Below are 18,029 nucleotides of genomic sequence, written 5' to 3' on the forward strand. Positions count from 1 at the left end.
CGTAATGTCAGAAAAACAATCTTATATGTTTACATCTGAATCTGTAACAGAAGGTCATCCTGATAAAGTAGCTGATGCCATATCAGATGGTATTCTTGATGCCATCATGGCGCAAGACAAAAAATGCAGAGTTGCCTGTGAGACTTTGGTGACCACGGGTCTTGCAATGGTTGCAGGAGAAATTACCACGGATTGCTATGTGGATATTCCCGAAGTTGTCAGAAGTACCATCAAAGATATTGGATATAACTCCTCTAATATGGGATTTGACTGGCAGACCTGCTCTGTTGTTACCAGTATTGATCAGCAATCAGTTGATATTGCTCAGGGCGTTGATGAAGGCGCAGGTCTTTACAAAGAACAGGGTGCCGGTGATCAGGGAATAATGTTCGGGTTTGCCACAAATGAAACCCCGGAACTTATGCCCATGCCCATTATTTATGCCCATAAATTGACCAAGCGGCTGGCTCAGGTTAGAAAAAACGGTGCTCTTGATTTTCTAAGGCCAGACGGAAAATCTCAGGTGACCATTGAATATATGAACGGGGGTCAGCCTAAGAGGGTGGATACGATTGTTGTTTCCACTCAGCATTCCCCTGATGTGTCTTATGGTGATTTAAAAACTGCCATTATAAAAGAAGTTATTCAAAAGGTGATACCCGAAGAGATGATAGACGGGGACACACGATTTTTTATTAACCCCACAGGGCGGTTTGTTGTGGGCGGTCCCATGGGAGACTGTGGCGTGACCGGCCGGAAAATCATTGTGGATACCTATGGAGGCAAGGGCAGTCATGGAGGTGGTTGTTTTTCCGGAAAAGATCCTTCAAAAGTTGACAGGAGCGCATCCTACATGGGAAGATATATTGCAAAGAACCTTGTAGCATCAGGAATTACAGACAAATGCGAGGTTCAGGTGGCCTATGCAATAGGTGTTGCCCAGCCAGTCTCCCTTTTTGTCGATTTCATGGGAACCGGGAAAATAACGGAATCCAAAGCAATTGAAATCGTTAAAGAGGTGTTTGATCTGCGACCTGCTGCAATCATTAGTACCCTTGATCTTCTTCGCCCGATTTACAGGAAGACATCAGCGTACGGACATTTTGGAAGAAAAGATCCTGATTTTTACTGGGAAAGAACAGACAAGGCAAATCAAATAAAGGATCTGGCCGGACTATAGTCCAACTTCCCAACGATTTTGTTTTTTTAAAAGCCGCCTGAATTTTATAGTTAAGTTCAGGCGGCTTTTTTTATTGACTTTAAAAACAGATACTTGTATTTTAGATATAAAACAACGTATCAATATATTTTGATATCTAATAAATTTAACAAGGAATTTTAAAATGTTACAATTAAGTAAAGACCCTTCTTATATCGATCTTGACATTAGCTTGAAATACAAAATTAAGGACATCGCCCTTGCAGAAGAGGGATACAAAGATATGCAGCTTTCAGAGAAAGAGATGCCGGGACTCATGGCGATCAGGGAAAAATATGGACCTGAAAAACCTCTTAAGGGTTTGAAAATCATGGGCAGTCTTCATATGACGATTCAGACCGCCATGCTCATTGATACCCTTTATGAGCTGGGGGCTGATATTCGATGGGCCTCCTGCAATATTTTTTCTACCCAGGATCACGCTGCGGCAGCCATTGCACAAAAAGGATCTGCTGCCGTATTTGCATGGAAAGGAGAAACCCTTGAAGAATTCTGGTGGTGTACAGAGCAGGCGCTGATCTGGCCGGATGGTTCAGGACCCGACCTGATCGTTGACGATGGGGGGGATGCAACCCTTTATGTCCACCAGGGTGTGAAAGTGGAAAAAAAGCCTTCTTTGCTGGAGAATAAAACCAACAGCCTGGATGAGAAATGCCTGATGGACCGGATGAAGGTAAGCGTTATGGAAGATCCAAAAAAATGGACTAATATTGCCAAAAAGATCCGGGGTGTATCAGAAGAGACAACAACCGGTGTTCACAGACTGTATCAGCTGGCTGAAAAAAATGAACTGCTGTTTCCTGCCATTAATGTTAATGATTCCGTGACCAAATCCAAATTTGATAATCTTTACGGATGTAGAGAATCCCTCGCAGACGGGATCAAAAGGGCGACCGATGTCATGCTCGCAGGCAAAACTATTGTTGTGGCCGGATATGGGGATGTCGGTAAAGGGTGTGCCGCATCCATGAAAGGATATGGCGCTATTGTCTGGGTCACTGAAATTGATCCGATCTGCGCACTTCAGGCGGCCATGGAAGGCTACAGGGTAGTGACAATGGAAGAGGCGGCTCCCCATGGGGATATTTTTGTGACAGCCACCGGGAATTACCATGTTATTGCAGGCGAACATATTGAACAGATGAAGGATGAATCCATTATCTGTAATATTGGGCATTTTGATAGTGAAATAGAGATGAGTTATCTGGAGAACAATCCAAAGGCTGTAAAAATAACTATTAAACCCCAGGTGGATAAGTGGACGCTGGAGTCTGGCCGGTCCGTCATAGTTCTTGCTGAAGGAAGACTTGTGAACCTGGGTTGTGCAACGGGACACCCAAGCTTTGTGATGAGCAGCAGTTTTTCAAACCAGATTCTGGCCCAGATCAAACTGGCCAGAGAAGATTTTGAAAACAAAGTCTACACACTGCCAAAGGAGCTTGACGAAGAAGTGGCAAGATTCCACTTGAAAAACCTTTCCGTAAACCTGACCCGGTTGACCCAGGAGCAGGCGGATTATCTTGGGATTCCCATCAACGGCCCGTTTAAAGCGGAGATTTACAAGTATTGATTTTTTATCAGTTTAAAATTTTGAATCTCTTGTCGTTATTTGTTTATTCAATTATTTCAGTATGTTGTAGTTTTATTGAAAAATGAAGGGCCACAGGGGTTCAAAATTTTGAACTTTTTATGTATGGAAAAGCAAATGATGTCTTTGTAATTTTTATAAAGCAAAAAAAATAATTTGTTGAATGGGTTGATTAGCAATCGTTTTGCGGTTTGATATAGTTTGATTGAAGGAAATGGCATGGGAATTGCTTTATAACTCTTTAACATATAAGAAGATTAATTTTTTCATCTTTTTTTCCTTTTCTTAAAAAGGCTGCTTCCCAAAAAGCAGCCTTTTTAAGTTTTAATCCTGGTCAAAGTGCAAAATCAGTATCAGCAAGTCTATTTTTTTATCAGTTTAATGATTTCATCGTTATCGGGAAATCGTTTTGTCTGATGTTTTGAAAAAACAGTTTTTTCATCCACAATAATGTCATAGATGCCTTTTGAGCCCGGGACCAATCTGGGCGTTATGCCGAATTCCTTTTTTATAATGTCTGCCAGACCGGCAGCCCGTGGTTCATAGTTTCAGACGGCACAATAATTAATTTTGATATCCATGTGTTTCCCCTTTATTTGTCTGATAGTGTGGATCATGTTCAAAAATTAAAATAGTCAAATCAGATCTTTACTATAATTTAGAATCGCATGGTTCACAACAGGTTTTATTCTTGGGTGATTTTGTTTAAAAAAAGCTCGACATTCACTCAATTTTGTTCTAATGCAAAAAGTAAAAATAAATTTGTTTTTAAGGGAGGCCATCCACATGCTTTTTCATATGCCGTCAAGACTCTATTTCGGGTCAGGAGAAATTGGCAGTTTAAAATTAATCGTTGATGAATACTTGAAGGCAGACAATCCGGTTCTTGTGACCGATAAAGGAATCGTTCAGTCTGGTTTGCTGGAAAAAATATTGCCACAGCTTCCAGAGATCAAAATATTTGATGAGATTGAAGCAAACCCGAAATCCGATACCATTAATAACATTGCAAGGGAGATGCGAAAGCTTGCCCCCGACCTGGTTATTGGATTTGGCGGCGGAAGCCCCCTTGATGCAGGAAAGGCCCTTGCCCTGCTTGGGACAAATGACGGCAATATTGAAGATTATGAAGGGAAAGAGAAATATAAGAATGATCCCTTGCCGTTTCTTGCCATTCCCACAACCTGCGGTACCGGAAGTGAGGTGACCTGGGTTTCGGTGATTACGGATGTGAATAGGAAATTTAAAATGAGCATCAAGGGTCCCAAAATGTATCCTTCCGTTTCCATTGTCGATCCGGATTTGATTAAAACCCTGCCGCCGTCAATTATTGCCTCCACAGGCCTTGATGCATTGACCCATGCAGTGGAAGCCTATCTGTCCAAACCGGCCACCCTTATTACGGATAATCATGCAGCCAGGGCGGTTAAATTAATATTAGGCGCCATTGAAGGAGCATATGATGATATTGAAAATCATCATGCAGACCGTGAGGACCTGATGTTTGGCTCAACCATCGCAGGATTTGCATTTGGCAACTCTGATGTAACAGCCGTCCATTGTATCTCCGAATCCATTGGCGCTTTGTATGATATTCCCCATGGTGTGGCAAATTCAATCTTTTTGCCATATGTGCTTTCCTATAACCTGCCCGAATGCTTTGAAAAAATGGCAACACTGGCAAGGCAGGCAGGGATTAACGAAACTGACGACATGAGAGCATCCATGGCCTTTATTCAATTGATAAAGGATTTGTCAAAGAGACTTGGGATTCCTTTGTTTAAGGATTTGAAAATTGGAAAAGATCAATTTGAGAAGATTGCAGAGATGTCGTTTGAAAATAATTCCAATCTATCAAATCCAAGAGAACTTGGATGGGAGGATTACCTTAAAATACTTGAAAATGCGTATGAATAGAAAATAAATATATGGAGGGTTTGATTTTTAATTATCCCGTCTATTCGTGTTACCGACAACAAACTCTTTTATTTTTTTTAGATATGGGATCAATACAATAATGACAATGGCAGCAAACAGATACTGGATCATGTGGAAGCGCTGTTCTAAAAAATCAAAGCAGTAAAACCAGACAGCGATGGCCGTCAGAGTACCCAGAAATGTGGCGGTAAAATTTTTGAACAGGCTTAACCTGAGCATATATCCGATAATAGATCCCACCACAGGTCCGGTTACCGGGAGGGGGGCCATGACAAAGATAAAAATGCCGATCCATCCAAAGGGTTTTATTTTGTCTTTTTGTTCAATAGCTTTTCCAGTCAGCCGGGCCATGAATTTAATTATCCATTCGTTCCTTAGATAATTGGTGGTGCTTAATACAAATCCGGCATAGGTGAAACAGACGATAAGCACCTCAATATAAAAATTATATAAAATGGTGGGAAAGGCACCAAATCCATTGAGAATGCACAAGCCAATGCCGGCGGCCCGGCCACCGACGGTATGGGCAATAAAAACAAGGACAAGGGTTTTTGCTATGTGAAGATCGGTGATACCATAGAATCCGATAAAAACCATGAGCAGAGCACTTAAAAAAAATCCGCTTAACAGCAGTCTGCCCTCAATGGTATTTAACAGGGTATGCTTCATCTTTATTTTATCATCTTAAAAGTTATCATTTCAGCCCAAAAATTTATAGAGCAAGATGGGAAAATTGTCAAGAAGTACGTGAGTTTCCTGAAACCGGATCTATTTTTATAATCTTCATAAAATCAGGGTCTCCGGGCCTGCCGTGGCCGATTGCTTGAATTTGAGGTATTACGTTTTTATTACAATTTACCATAAATTATCGGACCACCGGATTCGCTTGACAAAAAGCAACATCCTAATTTATTGTACAAACATATTTTTATGTTTGGCTCAGTGCTTTTGGCGAGCCTCTTTTCGGATCAAGACAAAGTTTTTCAAAACCGGAAAGTGGTGTCATGACATTTTACAAAAACAAGAGAAAATAATGATCACCACCATAATCCTGAAAAAACTCAAACAGGCATTTACTGATCTGCTACCCATTGTTCTGGTAATTGCCTTTTTTCAAATTTTTGTTTTAAAGCAGGCGTTGCCGCAGATGGGAGAAGTCCTTTTTGGCGTGCTTCTCGTGGTGGCCGGTCTTACCCTGTTTGTTCAGGGACTGGAAATGGGCCTGTTTCCCATTGGTGAGGCAATGGCCCATGCCTTAGCCAGAAAGGGCAGTCTTTTCTGGCTCCTTAGCTTTGCTTTTTCTCTGGGTTTTTCAACCACTGTGGCAGAGCCTGCCCTTATAGCAGTGGCCTGGGAAGCAGCAGAGATTGCCGGCCAGGGGGGCCTTATTGAGCCAAGCCAGGAATCTTTAAAGCAATATGCCTTTGGGCTTCGTATGTCTGTGGCTTTTTCCGTGGGACTTGCCATTCTTATCGGTGTCATGCGTATCATCCGCGGTTGGCCAATTCATTATCTGATCATCGGCGGTTATGGTGTTGTGATGCTGATGACCATCATTGCGCCCAAAGAGATCATTGGTATAGCCTATGATGCCGGCGGCGTCACCACCTCCACCATCACTGTACCTCTGGTTGCAGCTTTGGGAGTAGGGTTGGCCTCATCCATCAAAGGGCGAAGCCCTCTTGTGGATGGGTTTGGTCTTATTGCTTTTGCATCTCTTCTCCCTATGATGTTTGTCATGGGGTATGGCCTTATAATTTTTGGATAAAAAAGGACCTGTATTTGTGGAATTCATATATGATTTCAGCAAAATATTACTTGCCACCTGTAGAGATGTGCTGCCAATTCTTATTCTTATTACTGTTTTTCAGCTCCTGGTCCTGCGCCAGCCAATTCCCCATCTGCGTCGTGTCGTTGTCGGTGGTATCTACGTTGTCATTGGTCTTGCCCTGTTTCTGGCAGGGCTTGAAAAAGCACTTTTCCCCCTGGGGAAAATTATGGCAGCCCAGCTGTCCGATCCTGTTTTTATTTATGGAACAGGGGATGTTGTCGCTGTTGCTGACTGGAAGGCCTATGGCTGGGTGTACCTTTTTGCGGCCATGATCGGTTTTGCAACCACCATTGCCGAACCCTCTCTTATTGCCGTGGCGTATAAAGCCAATGAGGTATCAGCCGGGACGATCAGTAAATGGGGTTTAAGAATCACCGTTGCCATAGGGGTCGCATTTGGCATAAGCCTTGGAACCTTTCGTATTATCACCGGCACCCCGCTTTATCTGTACATTCTTGCCGGTTATATGATTGTTATAATACAGACCTTATCTGCCCCCAAAAGCATCATCGCTCTGGCGTATGATTCAGGCGGGGTCACAACTTCAACAGTCACAGTACCTTTGGTGGCAGCCCTTGGTATAGGACTTGCTTCAACAGTACCAGGACGAAATCCCGCCCTGGACGGTTTCGGCCTTATTGCCTTTGCCAGTCTTTTTCCGATTATAGCCGTTATGGGCTATGCACAGTTAATGCACTGGCGTACTATATACAAAACAAAATTTATGGAGAAAAAAAATGCGCTTTAAACTTATTTTAGCCTCGGTAAAGGCAGATATCACGGACGGCATTGTTGATGCTGCAAAAGAGGCAGGAGCCACAGGGGCAACCATCATACCGGCCAGAGGAACCGGCATCAAGGAGGCAAAAACCTTTTTTGGACTTTCTCTGGAAGCACAGACCGATATTGTCCTGCTCCTTGTTGAAGAACATCTTATTACCCAGATTTTGGAAGCTATAAAGAAAGCAGGGAAATTCCATAAACCTGGAACAGGCATCGCCTTTGTGCTTCCCGTTGAGCATGTTGTGGGCCTGGAAAGTCAAATGGAAAAATTTAAAGAAGACGTTCGGAAATCTTATTTTTAAACAATAACATTTATTTTTACTGGGAGAAAAAATCATGGTACCTGACAACACCTCAATAATAAGGGCAAGGGATGTGATGCGTAAGGGAATCATTACCATTGACGGCATGGCCACGGCCAAAGAGGCGGCCGCTAAAATGCGGGCTGAAAAAGTTTCCTGTCTTATCGTCAAAAGAAGGGATAATGATGATGCCTGGGGCATAGTAGTTGTTCAGGATTTTCTTAAAGGGGTGATAATACCGGGCCGCTCTCCGGAAAATGTACATGTCTATGAAATCATGACAAAGCCTGTTATCACTGTACCGGCTGACATGGACATCCGCTATGTTGCCCGCCTGATTAACCGGGCCGGCATACGAAGAGCTTCCGTCGAAGATGGAGGGGAGCTTATCGGAATGATTTCTCTTTCTTCGTTGATTCTCGATAATGAGCTTTTTTAGTGCTAAGTTTTTATTTTTTCCCCTTGATATTTTTTCAAATTATCAAGGCAATTAGACGTGATAATAAATGGTTCTGTGTAAATATGATGAACCCAAAGCATTTTTTTGTTTAAAAAAAAGGTTTTACGAATGGAAACAGAAGATGGCAGAAGAATTATTAGTGGTTTTTACTCCACCAAAGAAGAAAGAAAAGCTTGCTTAAGTTTGGAGCAATGGAGTAAATGGAAGCAATTGGAAAAAACCATTTCTGTACGAGATACAGGAACCAAGGCAATTGTGCACGGGCGCAATCGGAACCAACATAGTATAGTTGGAACACCCGGAGAGATAAATCCTTGGGGACATTCTGAAGGAACGATTGGCAATACCATTGATTATTGTGTTCAGCTTGGTATTTTTACAAAAGATCAAATAAAAATTCTTGCTGGAACAAAAATGAATAAAATCAATTCACATCTTCGCAGTATGGAAAAAAAAGGTGAGTATGTGGCAATTAAAAATTTTGATGGAATTATATCTTTTAAAAATAAGTAAACACAGAAGGCAAATTAACTCGGATGCAAATTCCGTTGCGCTCCATTTGCACCGGTTATTTGCAGCGTTAGCTTGTCCAGTTCTCAGCTGGATAAAAGGAGAAAGAACAAATGGATAGTTTTGGTATAATTTTAATTGTTGCTGTTATTATTGGTATCATTCCTGCCTTTATTGCATCAAGTAAAGGGAGAGATTTTGTTCTTTGGTGGATTTATGGCACATCATTGTTTGTCTTTGCTATGATTCATGCAATTGTATTAAAACCAAACGAAGAACAACTAATTAGAGAAGGAAAGAAACATTGTCCCTATTGTGATGAATTGATAAAGCCCAAAGCAACTGTATGTCGATACTGTAGCAGAGAGCTACCATCAGATCAGGAAGAATTGCCAGTATCAACTAAAGAAACAAATAAAGAAACAAAATTTTGTCATAATTGTTCAAATAATAGATACCATGGCTTTTCGGGGTATAAATGTAAATTAACTAAAAACAAAACAGATACTTTTGAAACTTGTGACAATTGGAGTCAAAAAAGTTGAATGAATTAATACGGGGATTTTTTTATCACTACACTTCAATCGAAAAACTTACATTAATATTAAACAGTCAAAATATTCGATTCACCAGAGCTGATTTAGTTAATGATTTAGAGGAAATAAATATTATCGATAAACCTGAGATAAAAAAATCTGCCTTTATTTCATGCTGGACAAGCCAAAATAATGAATCAATACCGATGTGGAATTTATATGGTGGTATATCAAAAGGAGTTAGAATAAAGCTGAGATATCCGATTTTTGAAGGTGCATCTGTTGCATACAATGTTGAGAATCACCACTGCAACATTATGAATTTAAAAAATATCAGCAATTTTATAAAAAGAGATGGGGATCATGAATGGGTAAAGTATCTATTCGGACCAATTAAAGTAAATTATGCAAAAAATGTTGCTGTTTATGTAATAGGAAATAATAATTCTTTAATTGTAGAAAAAATTGGAACTCAAAAACTAGAACATTGGAAATTCGAAAATGAATCCCGTTTTTTAGCTCTGGCAAATCATGAATGGAATAGCAGTACAAAACAATTTGAACTTAAGCAGGAACCATATTATTCAAAGACTAAAGATAACTATTTTGATATCAGAATAGACAAAAATATATTCAATAAAATGGAAGTTACTCTTGGCCCAAGTTGTCAATATCCTGAGCAAATTATTGTTGAAAGTCTAATTGAAAAATTTACAACAAATGGAAAAGTGAAACTAAGCGAACTTAAAGAAAAAATTAGATTATAAAAAGCTAATCGGGTAGCCGGGGGTTTTAATCCCCCAGCCCCCACAACACCCTGCATGCGGGTCCGCACAGGGCGTTTCATCAAGATTACCGGGCTGTGGCCGGGTAATGTATTTTCACCCACTGTTCTTTGACAGATATTAACCCTTGTTCAGATAGCCATTTGTTTGTCATACCGGCCTGTGTTGCCATGGTTCTGGACAGATGCCATGGCCCTCTTCGGCTGAGGGATGTCATGATTGCCTCTCTTTTGTAGGTGCCTAATTTGAGAAGATTTCGGACTTTGGTACGGGTATACCGCCATTGTTTCCAGTAGCACATCCGTGTCCGGCGGCGAAGCCATTCGTCTATTCCCGGAATTGGTCGGTAGTATTCCGATATCCCGTAATAGTTCATCCAACCCCGGATATATTCCGCTAACTTCTTGTATCGGTGCTCCATAGAGACAAACCAGCTCCTTCCGGTAAACAGGCGTAACCGCCGCTTAAATTCCAGAAAGGATTTATCACTCCATCTGATTTTGCCATTTACAAATACAAAACCAAGAAAACCGCATTCTTCCACTGGTGCCACCTTGCTCTTCTTCTCGTTGACTTTGAGTTGAAGCTTTAGCTCAAGGAACCGACGTATACTTGCCATCACCCGTTTGCCGGCACTCAGGCTTTTCACCATAATGATGAAATCATCTGCATACCGGACAAAATGGTGGCCTCGTTTTTCCAGTTCCTTGTCAAGGTCATCAAGAAGGATATTAGCGAGCAAAGGTGAAAGTGGGCCTCCCTGGGGAACACCCGTAGGAGTTGCCTGAAGGCGGCCTTTGACCACAACACCGGCCCTGAGATATTTACCGATAAGCTTCAGTACTCGCTTATCTTGTATCTGGCGGGATACTCTATTCATCAAGACATCGTGATTAACTTTATCGAAAAATTTCGACAAATCAGTATCAACGGCCACTTTGTAGCCCTGCCCTATGAATTGTTTTACCTGCCGGACACCATCATGGGCCGATCTGCCAGGCCTGAAACCGCAACTTGATTCCGAAAACAAGGGATCAAATATTAACCCCATAACCTGGGCAATGGCTTGTTGGATCGTTCTATCCAGCACGGTTGGGATACCCAGGGGACGTTTACTTCCATCCGGTTTTGGTATTTCAACCCTTAGAACAGGAGAAGGGATATATGTCCCTTCAAAAAGGTCTGAACGTATCTTAGGCCATAACTCACGAAAGGCGTCCGGAAATTGCTCAACGGTTACACCGTCGATTCCAGGGGCACCCTTGTTGGCCCGCACCTGTTTCCAGGCACGACGTATATTCTCTGCCGAAAGAATACGTTCCAGTAGATGATTCTTTGAAAAAGGTACTTCCACAGCGCGCTTGTAAATTACTCCTCCATTCGGATTCACGGTATATACAAAGCTCATGGATACCTCCTTTTCGTTTGATGTTCTGTCCTTCACCCTGTCCGGGGCATTACTCCCGGCGTTTGGCTACTATGACGTCTGCTGACTTCTGCTTCATCACTAATCAGGTTACCCTGACCAGCGCAATGAAACTTCTTTTGCAGGTGTTGCCCATTGTTCGTGTCTCATCACCGTCGGCAACAGCCGGTGATGCCTGGACCTTGGTTTCCCGGTATGGTCCGAGCCGGGAGTTGTTGCAAAAGATGCTCAATGCATGCAAGGCAGATCTCCCCGGATAAGAGCGTGAACTGTCACTACACAACCGCAGCATTTACCCTGTCTCTTGAATCCTGGGCTTTGTCATGTTGTGCTGACTTACCCGGAGACCAGGCCTTATATGCTGTTTCTGTTCGTCGGCTCATAGTTTTGCACTCCAACTTCCTTCGGACGGTTCCTCACAGTTCCGCCCTTGTTTTCGGCTAATACTTGTGTTAACAAAAACATATGCTAACAGGACTCACGTATAGGGGACTTGCACCCCATAAGTTCACGCCCATGCCGGGCGTACGCCAACTGTTCCACTGGACCCGCAAACAGCGCGGGCCAGTGAACGCCACGTTAGAAAAAAATAAAATCGTGAATCAATGCGCAGTGGGTTGGAAAAAGTCGTTTGGGTTACTGAATATTAACATATTGCAAAAGTACAAAGAGGTAGCATGAAAACAATTGGTCTTTTGGGTGGAATGAGTTGGGAAAGCACGGTGAGTTATTATCGAGCGATAAACGAGGGGGTAAAAAATGCTCTTGGCGGTTTGCACTCCGCCAGGATCGTATTGTACAGTGTTGACTTTGACCCTATTGAGAAGCTGCAGCGAAAAGGCGATTGGGAAGGTACAGCTGAAATACTTTCAGAAGCAGCCTTGAGCGTTCAGTCTGCCGGTGCTGATTTTTTGGTTATCTGCACAAACACTATGCATAAGGTTGCTCCCCAGATAGAGGATACAATTGATATACCCTTGCTGCATATTGCTGATGCGACAGCCGAATCGCTTGTGCACAACGGTATAAAAAAAGTGGGCCTGCTGGGTACAGCGTTTACAATGGAGCAAGATTTTTACAAAGGTCGGTTGATTCAGAAATACGGACTCACTGTTTTGGTGCCCAATAAAGAAGACAGAAAGGCTGTCCACAAAATAATTTTTCAAGAGCTTTGTCTGGGGAAAATAAGAATCGATTCCAAGGCAACATATCTTCATATCATTGATTCCCTGGCTGACCAGGGAGCCGAAGCAGTGATTCTCGGCTGTACTGAAATAGGGATGCTTGTGAACCAGAGCGATACCACTGTAAAGCTGTTTGATACCACTGCTGTTCATGCAGAAAAGGCAGTCGCATATGCAATATAACGCATCGGCCCCACCCTCGGTGAATTTATGGGTCTTAGTGGCGGGCCCGGTTTTTATGGTACAAATATTAGCGATCTTAGAGAAGGATGGTATAGGTGAAGACCTTCACAAACCCTAAAGCGTTGGTGGAAAATCTGCATTATCAAGAGCAAAGGCAGAAAAGCCTGGCCGGGCTCAGTGATGATATGATTGATGTGCCCATAGTCAAACTGATCAACTTTTTTAATAAACTGCCGTATTGTTTTACCATGCAAAGCTGCTATGGACATTTTCTTTACAACGGTCAGAAGGATCCATATAACTTTCGCCCCTTGCCGGCTACAAATACTATTGCCAGGGTGGAGTACAAGATATCCTACATTGCTTTTTGCATTGAGAACAGTGATTCGGGAAGGTGCCTCTTAGAGGCTCTGAAGAAAATCGTGGTTATTGATCCGGAAAACATCCAGTTCTGTTGCGCAGAGTGGTTTTGGAAAAGACAGGTCAATTCTTATGTGCTGCAGGTTGAACCTGACAGATTCAAGCAGGAAGACAGAGCTAAATTTGATTACAAGGAAGCATTGAATATAGAAAAGATACGAAATGAATTTTTTATACAGATAGAGAAGTTGCTTCAGAAGCAGCAAGATTGATATGGGATCGGCTTTTGTTCGCTTTCAAGTTTGGATGTTAAAATAAATTTTAAATCTGCCCTGTGGATCAGGGCAGAGTGTATTGTTTTATGGATACTTATTCTTTATAAAGGCAAGGGATTCATCGATCGCGGTCAAGGTGAGATCCAGGTCTTCTTCGGTGTGTCTGTAGCTGATATAGGCATGGTGAAAGGGGGTGAAAAAGAAACCTTTCCGGATGAGCTGGGTATAAAAATCCCTGCGCTTGCCTTTGTATGCACCGGTTTCATCCTTTTTAAAGGTGATGTAGAACATGGGGGCAACACCCGTCAGTTCGGCACCCACACCATGTTTGTCAATCACGGTCTGGATATTTTTCATGAACCGTTCACCTTTTTCCCATATGTTCTCCAGCACATTGTCCCGCTCCAGGATTTCTATAGTTTTCAGCGCGGCAATAAAGGCCTCGCTGTTGGGAAAGAATGTGGAAGAAATAAACAGCTTGGATTCAGCCGCCATCATGACCTCTTTTTTTCCGGTCACAACAGAGATGGGATATCCGTTGCCCATGGCCTTTCCAAGGACTGTTAAATCAGGGGTTACATTATAAAGTTCCTGGGCGCCGCCCATTCTAAGCCTGAAGCAGGTACGGATTTCATCATAGATAAGGACTGCTCCATACTTGTCTGAAATTTTCCTGACCCCTTCAAGGAATCCCGGGGTCGGGGTCTCCATTTTTTGATGGTTGGGATGGCCGAATGGGGTCATAATGATGGCGGCGGTATCACCTCCATGAGTGGCCATCAGCTCTTCTAACTGTTCAAGCTTATTGTACTGGAATTCAAAAACGTCTTCATAAAATTTTGACGGAATCCCCCCTTTCATCTCAATACACCAGTCGTGCCAGCCATGGTAACCGCACCGCATCACCTTGAGTTTATTTGTATGGGCCCTTGCAATACGGATGCTGGCGGTGGTGGCGTCAGAACCTGTTTTTAAAAAAATGCTCATTTCAGAAGAGGGAACAATCTGGGTCAGCTTTCTGGCAAGTTTGTTCTGAAACTTCTGGGTCAGGGTGAAACAAAAACCTTTTTCTTTTATTTGTTTGTAAACCGCTGCATCCACCTCTTCTTCCCGGTAACCCAGGATGATGGGGCCGTAACCGCAGAGAAAATCAATAAATTCATTGCCGTCAACATCAGTCAGATGGCAGCCTTTGCCCTCATCAAGAAAGATGGGATATTCTCCGTCAATAAAATCGCCCGGCTTTCTGGCACCCAAAACCCCACCGGGGATAAGTGTGGTTGCCTCTTCAAATAATTCCCGGCTTTTCGTGATATTTAGTTTTTCTGTCTCTTTCATGGAATACCTCCTGTGCTAAACTTAAATTTCAAACATGGATGAAATTTTTTGGGTCTGGTGGATTCTGGCACCCCTCTTTAAAAACGCACCAATGAATTTGGCAGGGTCAATACAGCCTTCCGGGGCCACAACCCCTTTTACGCTCACATCACCGGCATCCATCATAAGTGATGCTATGGAGGCGGGGAGTCCTGTTCCGGGAGCCATTCTTCCCACCATATCGGCGGTGTAAGTAACTTTTTTACCATCTTTTTTTCCTTTGACAATGACTTTAAGGCCCGAAGACTGGGGGCCGTTATCCCTTCCTTCAGGGATGGTCTCCCAAAGTTTTAATGCAATATCATAGGGAGTGACCTTGGTTCCCTTGATATCCATAGGTTCGGTGCTTAATAAACCCGTATTTTTCTGCTCCTGTATCAGTTCATCCACCCATAAAGGAATAAGAGCGCCTTTGATGATGACATTTTTAACCCCTTTAATATATCTTGGAAGGGTTAATGGCTGGGGATGTCCCACGTAGCGGACATGGCAGGTGCCAAGGGGGTCAAGAAACTGTTCTGCCGTTTCTTCGGTTCCGCCTTCCACATGGACCAGTTTTCCATCAATATACTGGGGGATTTTCCCCAGGGTCATATGAAGGCTGTGGTCCCATGCAGCGCCTGCAAGTTCGGCAATGCTGACCACCCAGTAAAGATAAATATCATCAACACTGTCCAATTTGTCTGCATACCATTTTACCAGGATATTATTGGTTCCGGGATCAGAGCCCATGCCAGTGAGAACGGTGATGCCTGCTTCTTTTGCCATTTTATCAATGTCGGAGTTGAAAAGAATCTCGGTCCCTTCATAATCGTCACAGATATCAATATAGTTTACCTTTGCCTCAACCGCTGCTTTTGCGACCGGCACGGCAGTCTTGTAAAAGGGTCCGGCACAGTTAATCACCACATCAACCTCTTTGAATGCAGTCACCATGACATCGTGGTTGTTTACGTCCATTTTTATCAGTGTTGTTTTTTCATTTTCGCGTAATTTTTTTGACAGTCTTTCCGGGTCCGGATACAAGTCAGCTAAAATAACATGTGTAACCTGTTCCTGTTTTATCAGATCCCTTGCCACTCCCTGACCCATACCGCCGACGCCGCCTATTATCACTGCACGCATGTTTTTTTCTCCTGCTATTCTTTATATAATAAATGTTATTAATATTTATTGTCTATTATCTGTTTCCGCTGCCTCCCGGTCTCCCTCCTCTTATATTTTAAGAACCAGAGCCGCTCCTGTATCCCCGGCCGCACAGCCGGTAAAGAGCATATATCCTCCGCCCTTGTCTGCCAGTTCCTCTATGCCTTCAATGATCAGCCGTCCTGCCGTGGGTGCCTGGGGGTGGCCGAATATAAGAGAAGACCCGAAATTATTGAATGAATTTACATCGATATCCATCTGGCTGGCCAGATAGATGTCATTGGCAGCAAAGGGATTGTGGGTCTTGATCACTTTTACATCCTTGATGGAGATGCCAGCCTTGTCCAGGGCCATTTGGGCGGCAGGTACTACTGCCATGGCCATGAACCCTTTTTTTGACCTTGAAAATCCATAGGAAATAATCTGTGCATCCTTTGATCTGTCCTGGCTTAGTTCTTTTGCTTTTTCTCTTGAGGTGACAATCAGACCGCAGTTGCCGTCAGCCGGGTGGGTCTGGGACCCGAAAGTATGAGAACCGTCCGGCAGTACCGGCCTGAGTTTTTCAAGACCTTGTCTTGTGGTGGGCATAACCCCTTCATCTGCATCCAGTGAAAGGGTTTTCTTTTTTGATATTCGTATGCTTACCGGAAACATATATTTTTTCTGGAATTCTCTGTCATTGGCAAGGCTGTCTGTGTACTGTTCATATCGTCGCAAGGCAACATCATCACATTGCTCCCTTGTCACTCCGGTTTTTCTGGCAACATTTTCAGCGGTCTGGATCATGGCATTTTTTGCCCAGGGATCATTGTTGAACTGGTCCATGAGCCAGTTTTCTGAAATCACCTGTCCGCCGGGGCCGTTTGGATTGGGCCAGATGGTATGGGGACCGTTGGAACATCGGTCTGTCATCAAAGTGAAGACATTTTGATAAAGTCCTGTCTCAATACCCATGGCTGCCTGGAATATAACAGTGGTTGAGGTGGAACAGGCCTGGCTGATAAGACAACCTGGAATATTTTGAGCGCCGATCAAAGCAGATGCCCATGGACCTCCGTAAAATGTATAGGGCTGCCCTATAGTTGCACCAAGGATCAGATAGTCGAACAGATCGGGTTCTATTTTTTTTGTTTGCAGCCATGCCTTTGCAGTTTCAGATCCAAGAACAATGGAATGCTCATTGGCCAGGCTGCCCTGCCATTTGGAAAAAGGGCTTGAATAATAACCTTTGTATGGGATAAACGCTTTTGTTAACATGATTAAATCCTCCGTATGAATATCATCTCACCAAGTCCATGATTTGGTCTATGACTGGGTCAATGATTATATTTTTTTAAAATAGCTTCCAGAACACTGCCGCCAATAGCCCGTGCTTTTTCCGAGATTGTGGTGCAATATTGCCTGTTTCCCCTGGGATCAATGTCACCAAGTTTCAGCTTGTCTGTGACACTGATATTATTTCTTATCCGGCCTCTTAAAACGCCGTCAATCTGAGCAATGACGGGTTTGCCGTCAACATGTCCCACTACATCATTTTTTTTGACAGGGGTGCCGATGCTTAAAGAAGAGGTGAATATGCCGGAGCAGGGAGAGCGAAGAACCCTTTCTATAGTATACCCGTTTATATTGCCGGGGGCTCCGGTATTGGGTTCGGGACAACCCTTTAAAATGAGTCGCCCAAGGTTGTGGCCCCGGTTGGTTTCTATGGCCATATGCACATCTTTTCCTGCCTCAAATCCAGGCCCAAGTCCGATAACCAAAGGGGCTTCGGATAGGTTTGTCCCCAGGTTTTTTTTGGCAATAATTGCATCAATCACCACATGGGGCCGAATCGCCTTTATACTTTCCCAATACGGGTCAACAATGACAGGGATACTATTGCTGTCCCAGGCGGTTTGGATGTCATCAAGGTGAAAGACCTTTTTGGCCGTAACACCTTCCACGATGATTTTTCCATCATGGATTGCCTCGCAGAAGGAAACCCGCCTTCTGACAGCCACAGGGTTTTCGATCTCCAGCATGAAGATATGTTTAAAATTTGATTGAAAAAGACGGCAGGCAAGACCGGTTGCCATTTCTCCTGCACCTTTTATTGCGATGATAAGTTCTGAGATATTTTGTTTCAT

20 protein-coding genes are annotated in these 18,029 nt (G+C 43.1%); 13 read left to right on the plus strand and 7 right to left on the minus strand.

Annotated features, from left to right (window positions below; all coding sequences use genetic code 11):
- Positions 1 to 4 precede the first annotated feature (4 nt).
- Together metK and ahcY are read left to right on the plus strand one after the other, a co-directional pair.
- On the plus strand, positions 5 to 1,180 hold the full coding sequence (metK, locus tag HGJ91_RS02690) for a methionine adenosyltransferase (RefSeq protein WP_291346151.1): 1,176 nt from the start codon (positions 5 to 7) through the stop codon (positions 1,178 to 1,180).
- Between the two features lie 163 nt (positions 1,181 to 1,343).
- The gene (gene ahcY / locus HGJ91_RS02695; RefSeq protein ID WP_291346152.1) at positions 1,344 to 2,789 is read left to right on the plus strand and encodes an adenosylhomocysteinase; all 1,446 of its coding nucleotides are present in this window, start codon (positions 1,344 to 1,346) and stop codon (positions 2,787 to 2,789) included.
- Between the two features lie 380 nt (positions 2,790 to 3,169).
- On the opposite strand, the gene HGJ91_RS16480 is transcribed toward ahcY, so the two are convergent.
- Complete coding sequence (locus tag HGJ91_RS16480; RefSeq protein WP_367142567.1) at positions 3,170 to 3,388, minus strand: SelT/SelW/SelH family protein; 219 nt, start codon at positions 3,386 to 3,388, stop codon at positions 3,170 to 3,172.
- Positions 3,389 to 3,593: 205 nt separating this feature from the next.
- On the opposite strand from HGJ91_RS16480, the gene HGJ91_RS02700 reads away from it, so the two are divergent.
- Complete coding sequence (locus tag HGJ91_RS02700) at positions 3,594 to 4,724, plus strand: iron-containing alcohol dehydrogenase (RefSeq protein WP_291346153.1); 1,131 nt, start codon at positions 3,594 to 3,596, stop codon at positions 4,722 to 4,724.
- A 27-nt stretch (positions 4,725 to 4,751) separates the two neighbouring features.
- Here the strand turns inward: HGJ91_RS02700 and HGJ91_RS02705 are convergent, their stop codons facing one another.
- On the minus strand, positions 4,752 to 5,414 hold the full coding sequence (locus HGJ91_RS02705) for a small multi-drug export protein (RefSeq protein ID WP_291346154.1): 663 nt from the start codon (positions 5,412 to 5,414) through the stop codon (positions 4,752 to 4,754).
- A 364-nt stretch (positions 5,415 to 5,778) separates the two neighbouring features.
- Here HGJ91_RS02705 and HGJ91_RS02710 point away from each other — a divergent pair, with 364 nt between their 5' ends.
- From HGJ91_RS02710 to HGJ91_RS02740, 7 genes are all read left to right on the plus strand, one after another.
- The gene (locus HGJ91_RS02710; RefSeq protein WP_291346155.1) at positions 5,779 to 6,513 is read left to right on the plus strand and encodes a DUF1538 domain-containing protein; all 735 of its coding nucleotides are present in this window, start codon (positions 5,779 to 5,781) and stop codon (positions 6,511 to 6,513) included.
- Between the two features lie 16 nt (positions 6,514 to 6,529).
- Positions 6,530 to 7,324: a DUF1538 domain-containing protein gene (locus HGJ91_RS02715; protein ID WP_291346156.1), complete on the plus strand. Its 795-nt coding sequence runs from the start codon at positions 6,530 to 6,532 to the stop codon at positions 7,322 to 7,324.
- Complete coding sequence (locus HGJ91_RS02720) at positions 7,314 to 7,661, plus strand: P-II family nitrogen regulator (protein WP_291346157.1); 348 nt, start codon at positions 7,314 to 7,316, stop codon at positions 7,659 to 7,661. Before HGJ91_RS02715 ends, HGJ91_RS02720 begins: the two co-directional genes overlap by 11 nt.
- 34 nt (positions 7,662 to 7,695) lie before the next feature.
- Positions 7,696 to 8,100 carry a CBS domain-containing protein gene (locus tag HGJ91_RS02725; protein WP_291346158.1) on the plus strand — a complete coding sequence of 135 codons (405 nt, stop codon included), beginning with the start codon at positions 7,696 to 7,698 and terminating at the stop codon, positions 8,098 to 8,100.
- A 129-nt stretch (positions 8,101 to 8,229) separates the two neighbouring features.
- On the plus strand, positions 8,230 to 8,634 hold the full coding sequence (locus tag HGJ91_RS02730; protein ID WP_291346159.1) for a hypothetical protein: 405 nt from the start codon (positions 8,230 to 8,232) through the stop codon (positions 8,632 to 8,634).
- Between the two features lie 110 nt (positions 8,635 to 8,744).
- Entirely contained in the window at positions 8,745 to 9,176 is a 432-nt protein-coding gene (locus HGJ91_RS02735) for a hypothetical protein (protein ID WP_291346160.1), read from the plus strand.
- On the plus strand, positions 9,173 to 9,934 hold the full coding sequence (locus HGJ91_RS02740; RefSeq protein WP_291346161.1) for a hypothetical protein: 762 nt from the start codon (positions 9,173 to 9,175) through the stop codon (positions 9,932 to 9,934). The genes HGJ91_RS02735 and HGJ91_RS02740 overlap by 4 nt, the downstream gene beginning before the upstream one ends.
- Before the next feature lie 85 nt (positions 9,935 to 10,019).
- Here the strand turns inward: HGJ91_RS02740 and ltrA are convergent, their stop codons facing one another.
- Positions 10,020 to 11,360 (minus strand): group II intron reverse transcriptase/maturase, encoded by a 1,341-nt coding sequence (ltrA, locus tag HGJ91_RS02745; protein ID WP_291346162.1) that lies wholly within the window; start codon positions 11,358 to 11,360, stop codon positions 10,020 to 10,022.
- 71 nt (positions 11,361 to 11,431) lie between these two features.
- Here ltrA and HGJ91_RS02750 point away from each other — a divergent pair, with 71 nt between their 5' ends.
- The 3 genes from HGJ91_RS02750 to HGJ91_RS02760 all read left to right on the plus strand — a co-directional run bounded on the left by HGJ91_RS02750 (position 11,432) and on the right by HGJ91_RS02760 (position 13,377).
- On the plus strand, positions 11,432 to 11,638 hold the full coding sequence (locus HGJ91_RS02750) for a hypothetical protein (RefSeq protein WP_291346163.1): 207 nt from the start codon (positions 11,432 to 11,434) through the stop codon (positions 11,636 to 11,638).
- Positions 11,639 to 12,055: 417 nt separating this feature from the next.
- Complete coding sequence (locus HGJ91_RS02755) at positions 12,056 to 12,745, plus strand: aspartate/glutamate racemase family protein (protein WP_291346164.1); 690 nt, start codon at positions 12,056 to 12,058, stop codon at positions 12,743 to 12,745.
- 95 nt (positions 12,746 to 12,840) lie between these two features.
- Entirely contained in the window at positions 12,841 to 13,377 is a 537-nt protein-coding gene (locus HGJ91_RS02760; RefSeq protein WP_291346165.1) for a hypothetical protein, read from the plus strand.
- An 87-nt stretch (positions 13,378 to 13,464) separates the two neighbouring features.
- Here the strand turns inward: HGJ91_RS02760 and HGJ91_RS02765 are convergent, their stop codons facing one another.
- The 4 genes from HGJ91_RS02765 to yqeB form a co-directional block, all read right to left on the minus strand.
- Positions 13,465 to 14,718, minus strand: a complete 1,254-nt coding sequence (locus HGJ91_RS02765; RefSeq protein ID WP_291346166.1) for an aminotransferase class III-fold pyridoxal phosphate-dependent enzyme — start codon at positions 14,716 to 14,718, stop codon at positions 13,465 to 13,467.
- A gap of 21 nt (positions 14,719 to 14,739) precedes the next feature.
- On the minus strand, positions 14,740 to 15,882 hold the full coding sequence (locus HGJ91_RS02770; protein ID WP_291346167.1) for a saccharopine dehydrogenase family protein: 1,143 nt from the start codon (positions 15,880 to 15,882) through the stop codon (positions 14,740 to 14,742).
- A gap of 90 nt (positions 15,883 to 15,972) precedes the next feature.
- Positions 15,973 to 17,160, minus strand: a complete 1,188-nt coding sequence (locus tag HGJ91_RS02775; protein ID WP_291346168.1) for a thiolase family protein — start codon at positions 17,158 to 17,160, stop codon at positions 15,973 to 15,975.
- Positions 17,161 to 17,219: 59 nt separating this feature from the next.
- The gene (gene yqeB / locus HGJ91_RS02780) at positions 17,220 to 18,029 is read right to left on the minus strand and encodes a selenium-dependent molybdenum cofactor biosynthesis protein YqeB (RefSeq protein ID WP_291346169.1); all 810 of its coding nucleotides are present in this window, start codon (positions 18,027 to 18,029) and stop codon (positions 17,220 to 17,222) included.

The sequence above is a fragment of the Desulfobacula sp. genome (assembly GCF_014237455.1).
In the GTDB taxonomy this organism is placed as follows: Bacteria; Desulfobacterota; Desulfobacteria; order Desulfobacterales; family Desulfobacteraceae; genus Desulfobacula.

What these genes read in the sequence shown, in the direction of transcription:
- metK (WP_291346151.1), top strand. Translation starts at nt 5, where the DNA reads ATGTCAGAAAAACAATCTTATATGTTTACATCTGAATCTGTAACAGAA.
- ahcY (WP_291346152.1), top strand. Translation starts at nt 1,344, where the DNA reads ATGTTACAATTAAGTAAAGACCCTTCTTATATCGATCTTGACATTAGC.
- HGJ91_RS02700 (WP_291346153.1), top strand. Translation starts at nt 3,594, where the DNA reads ATGCTTTTTCATATGCCGTCAAGACTCTATTTCGGGTCAGGAGAAATT.
- HGJ91_RS02705 (WP_291346154.1), bottom strand. Translation starts at nt 5,414, where the DNA reads ATGAAGCATACCCTGTTAAATACCATTGAGGGCAGACTGCTGTTAAGC.
- HGJ91_RS02710 (WP_291346155.1), top strand. Translation starts at nt 5,779, where the DNA reads ATGATCACCACCATAATCCTGAAAAAACTCAAACAGGCATTTACTGAT.
- HGJ91_RS02720 (WP_291346157.1), top strand. Translation starts at nt 7,314, where the DNA reads ATGCGCTTTAAACTTATTTTAGCCTCGGTAAAGGCAGATATCACGGAC.
- HGJ91_RS02725 (WP_291346158.1), top strand. Translation starts at nt 7,696, where the DNA reads ATGGTACCTGACAACACCTCAATAATAAGGGCAAGGGATGTGATGCGT.
- HGJ91_RS02730 (WP_291346159.1), top strand. Translation starts at nt 8,230, where the DNA reads ATGGAAACAGAAGATGGCAGAAGAATTATTAGTGGTTTTTACTCCACC.
- HGJ91_RS02735 (WP_291346160.1), top strand. Translation starts at nt 8,745, where the DNA reads ATGGATAGTTTTGGTATAATTTTAATTGTTGCTGTTATTATTGGTATC.
- ltrA (WP_291346162.1), bottom strand. Translation starts at nt 11,360, where the DNA reads ATGAGCTTTGTATATACCGTGAATCCGAATGGAGGAGTAATTTACAAG.
- HGJ91_RS02750 (WP_291346163.1), top strand. Translation starts at nt 11,432, where the DNA reads ATGACGTCTGCTGACTTCTGCTTCATCACTAATCAGGTTACCCTGACC.
- HGJ91_RS02755 (WP_291346164.1), top strand. Translation starts at nt 12,056, where the DNA reads ATGAAAACAATTGGTCTTTTGGGTGGAATGAGTTGGGAAAGCACGGTG.
- HGJ91_RS02765 (WP_291346166.1), bottom strand. Translation starts at nt 14,718, where the DNA reads ATGAAAGAGACAGAAAAACTAAATATCACGAAAAGCCGGGAATTATTT.
- HGJ91_RS02770 (WP_291346167.1), bottom strand. Translation starts at nt 15,882, where the DNA reads ATGCGTGCAGTGATAATAGGCGGCGTCGGCGGTATGGGTCAGGGAGTG.
- HGJ91_RS02775 (WP_291346168.1), bottom strand. Translation starts at nt 17,160, where the DNA reads ATGTTAACAAAAGCGTTTATCCCATACAAAGGTTATTATTCAAGCCCT.
- yqeB (WP_291346169.1), bottom strand. Translation starts at nt 18,029, where the DNA reads ATGAAACAAAATATCTCAGAACTTATCATCGCAATAAAAGGTGCAGGA.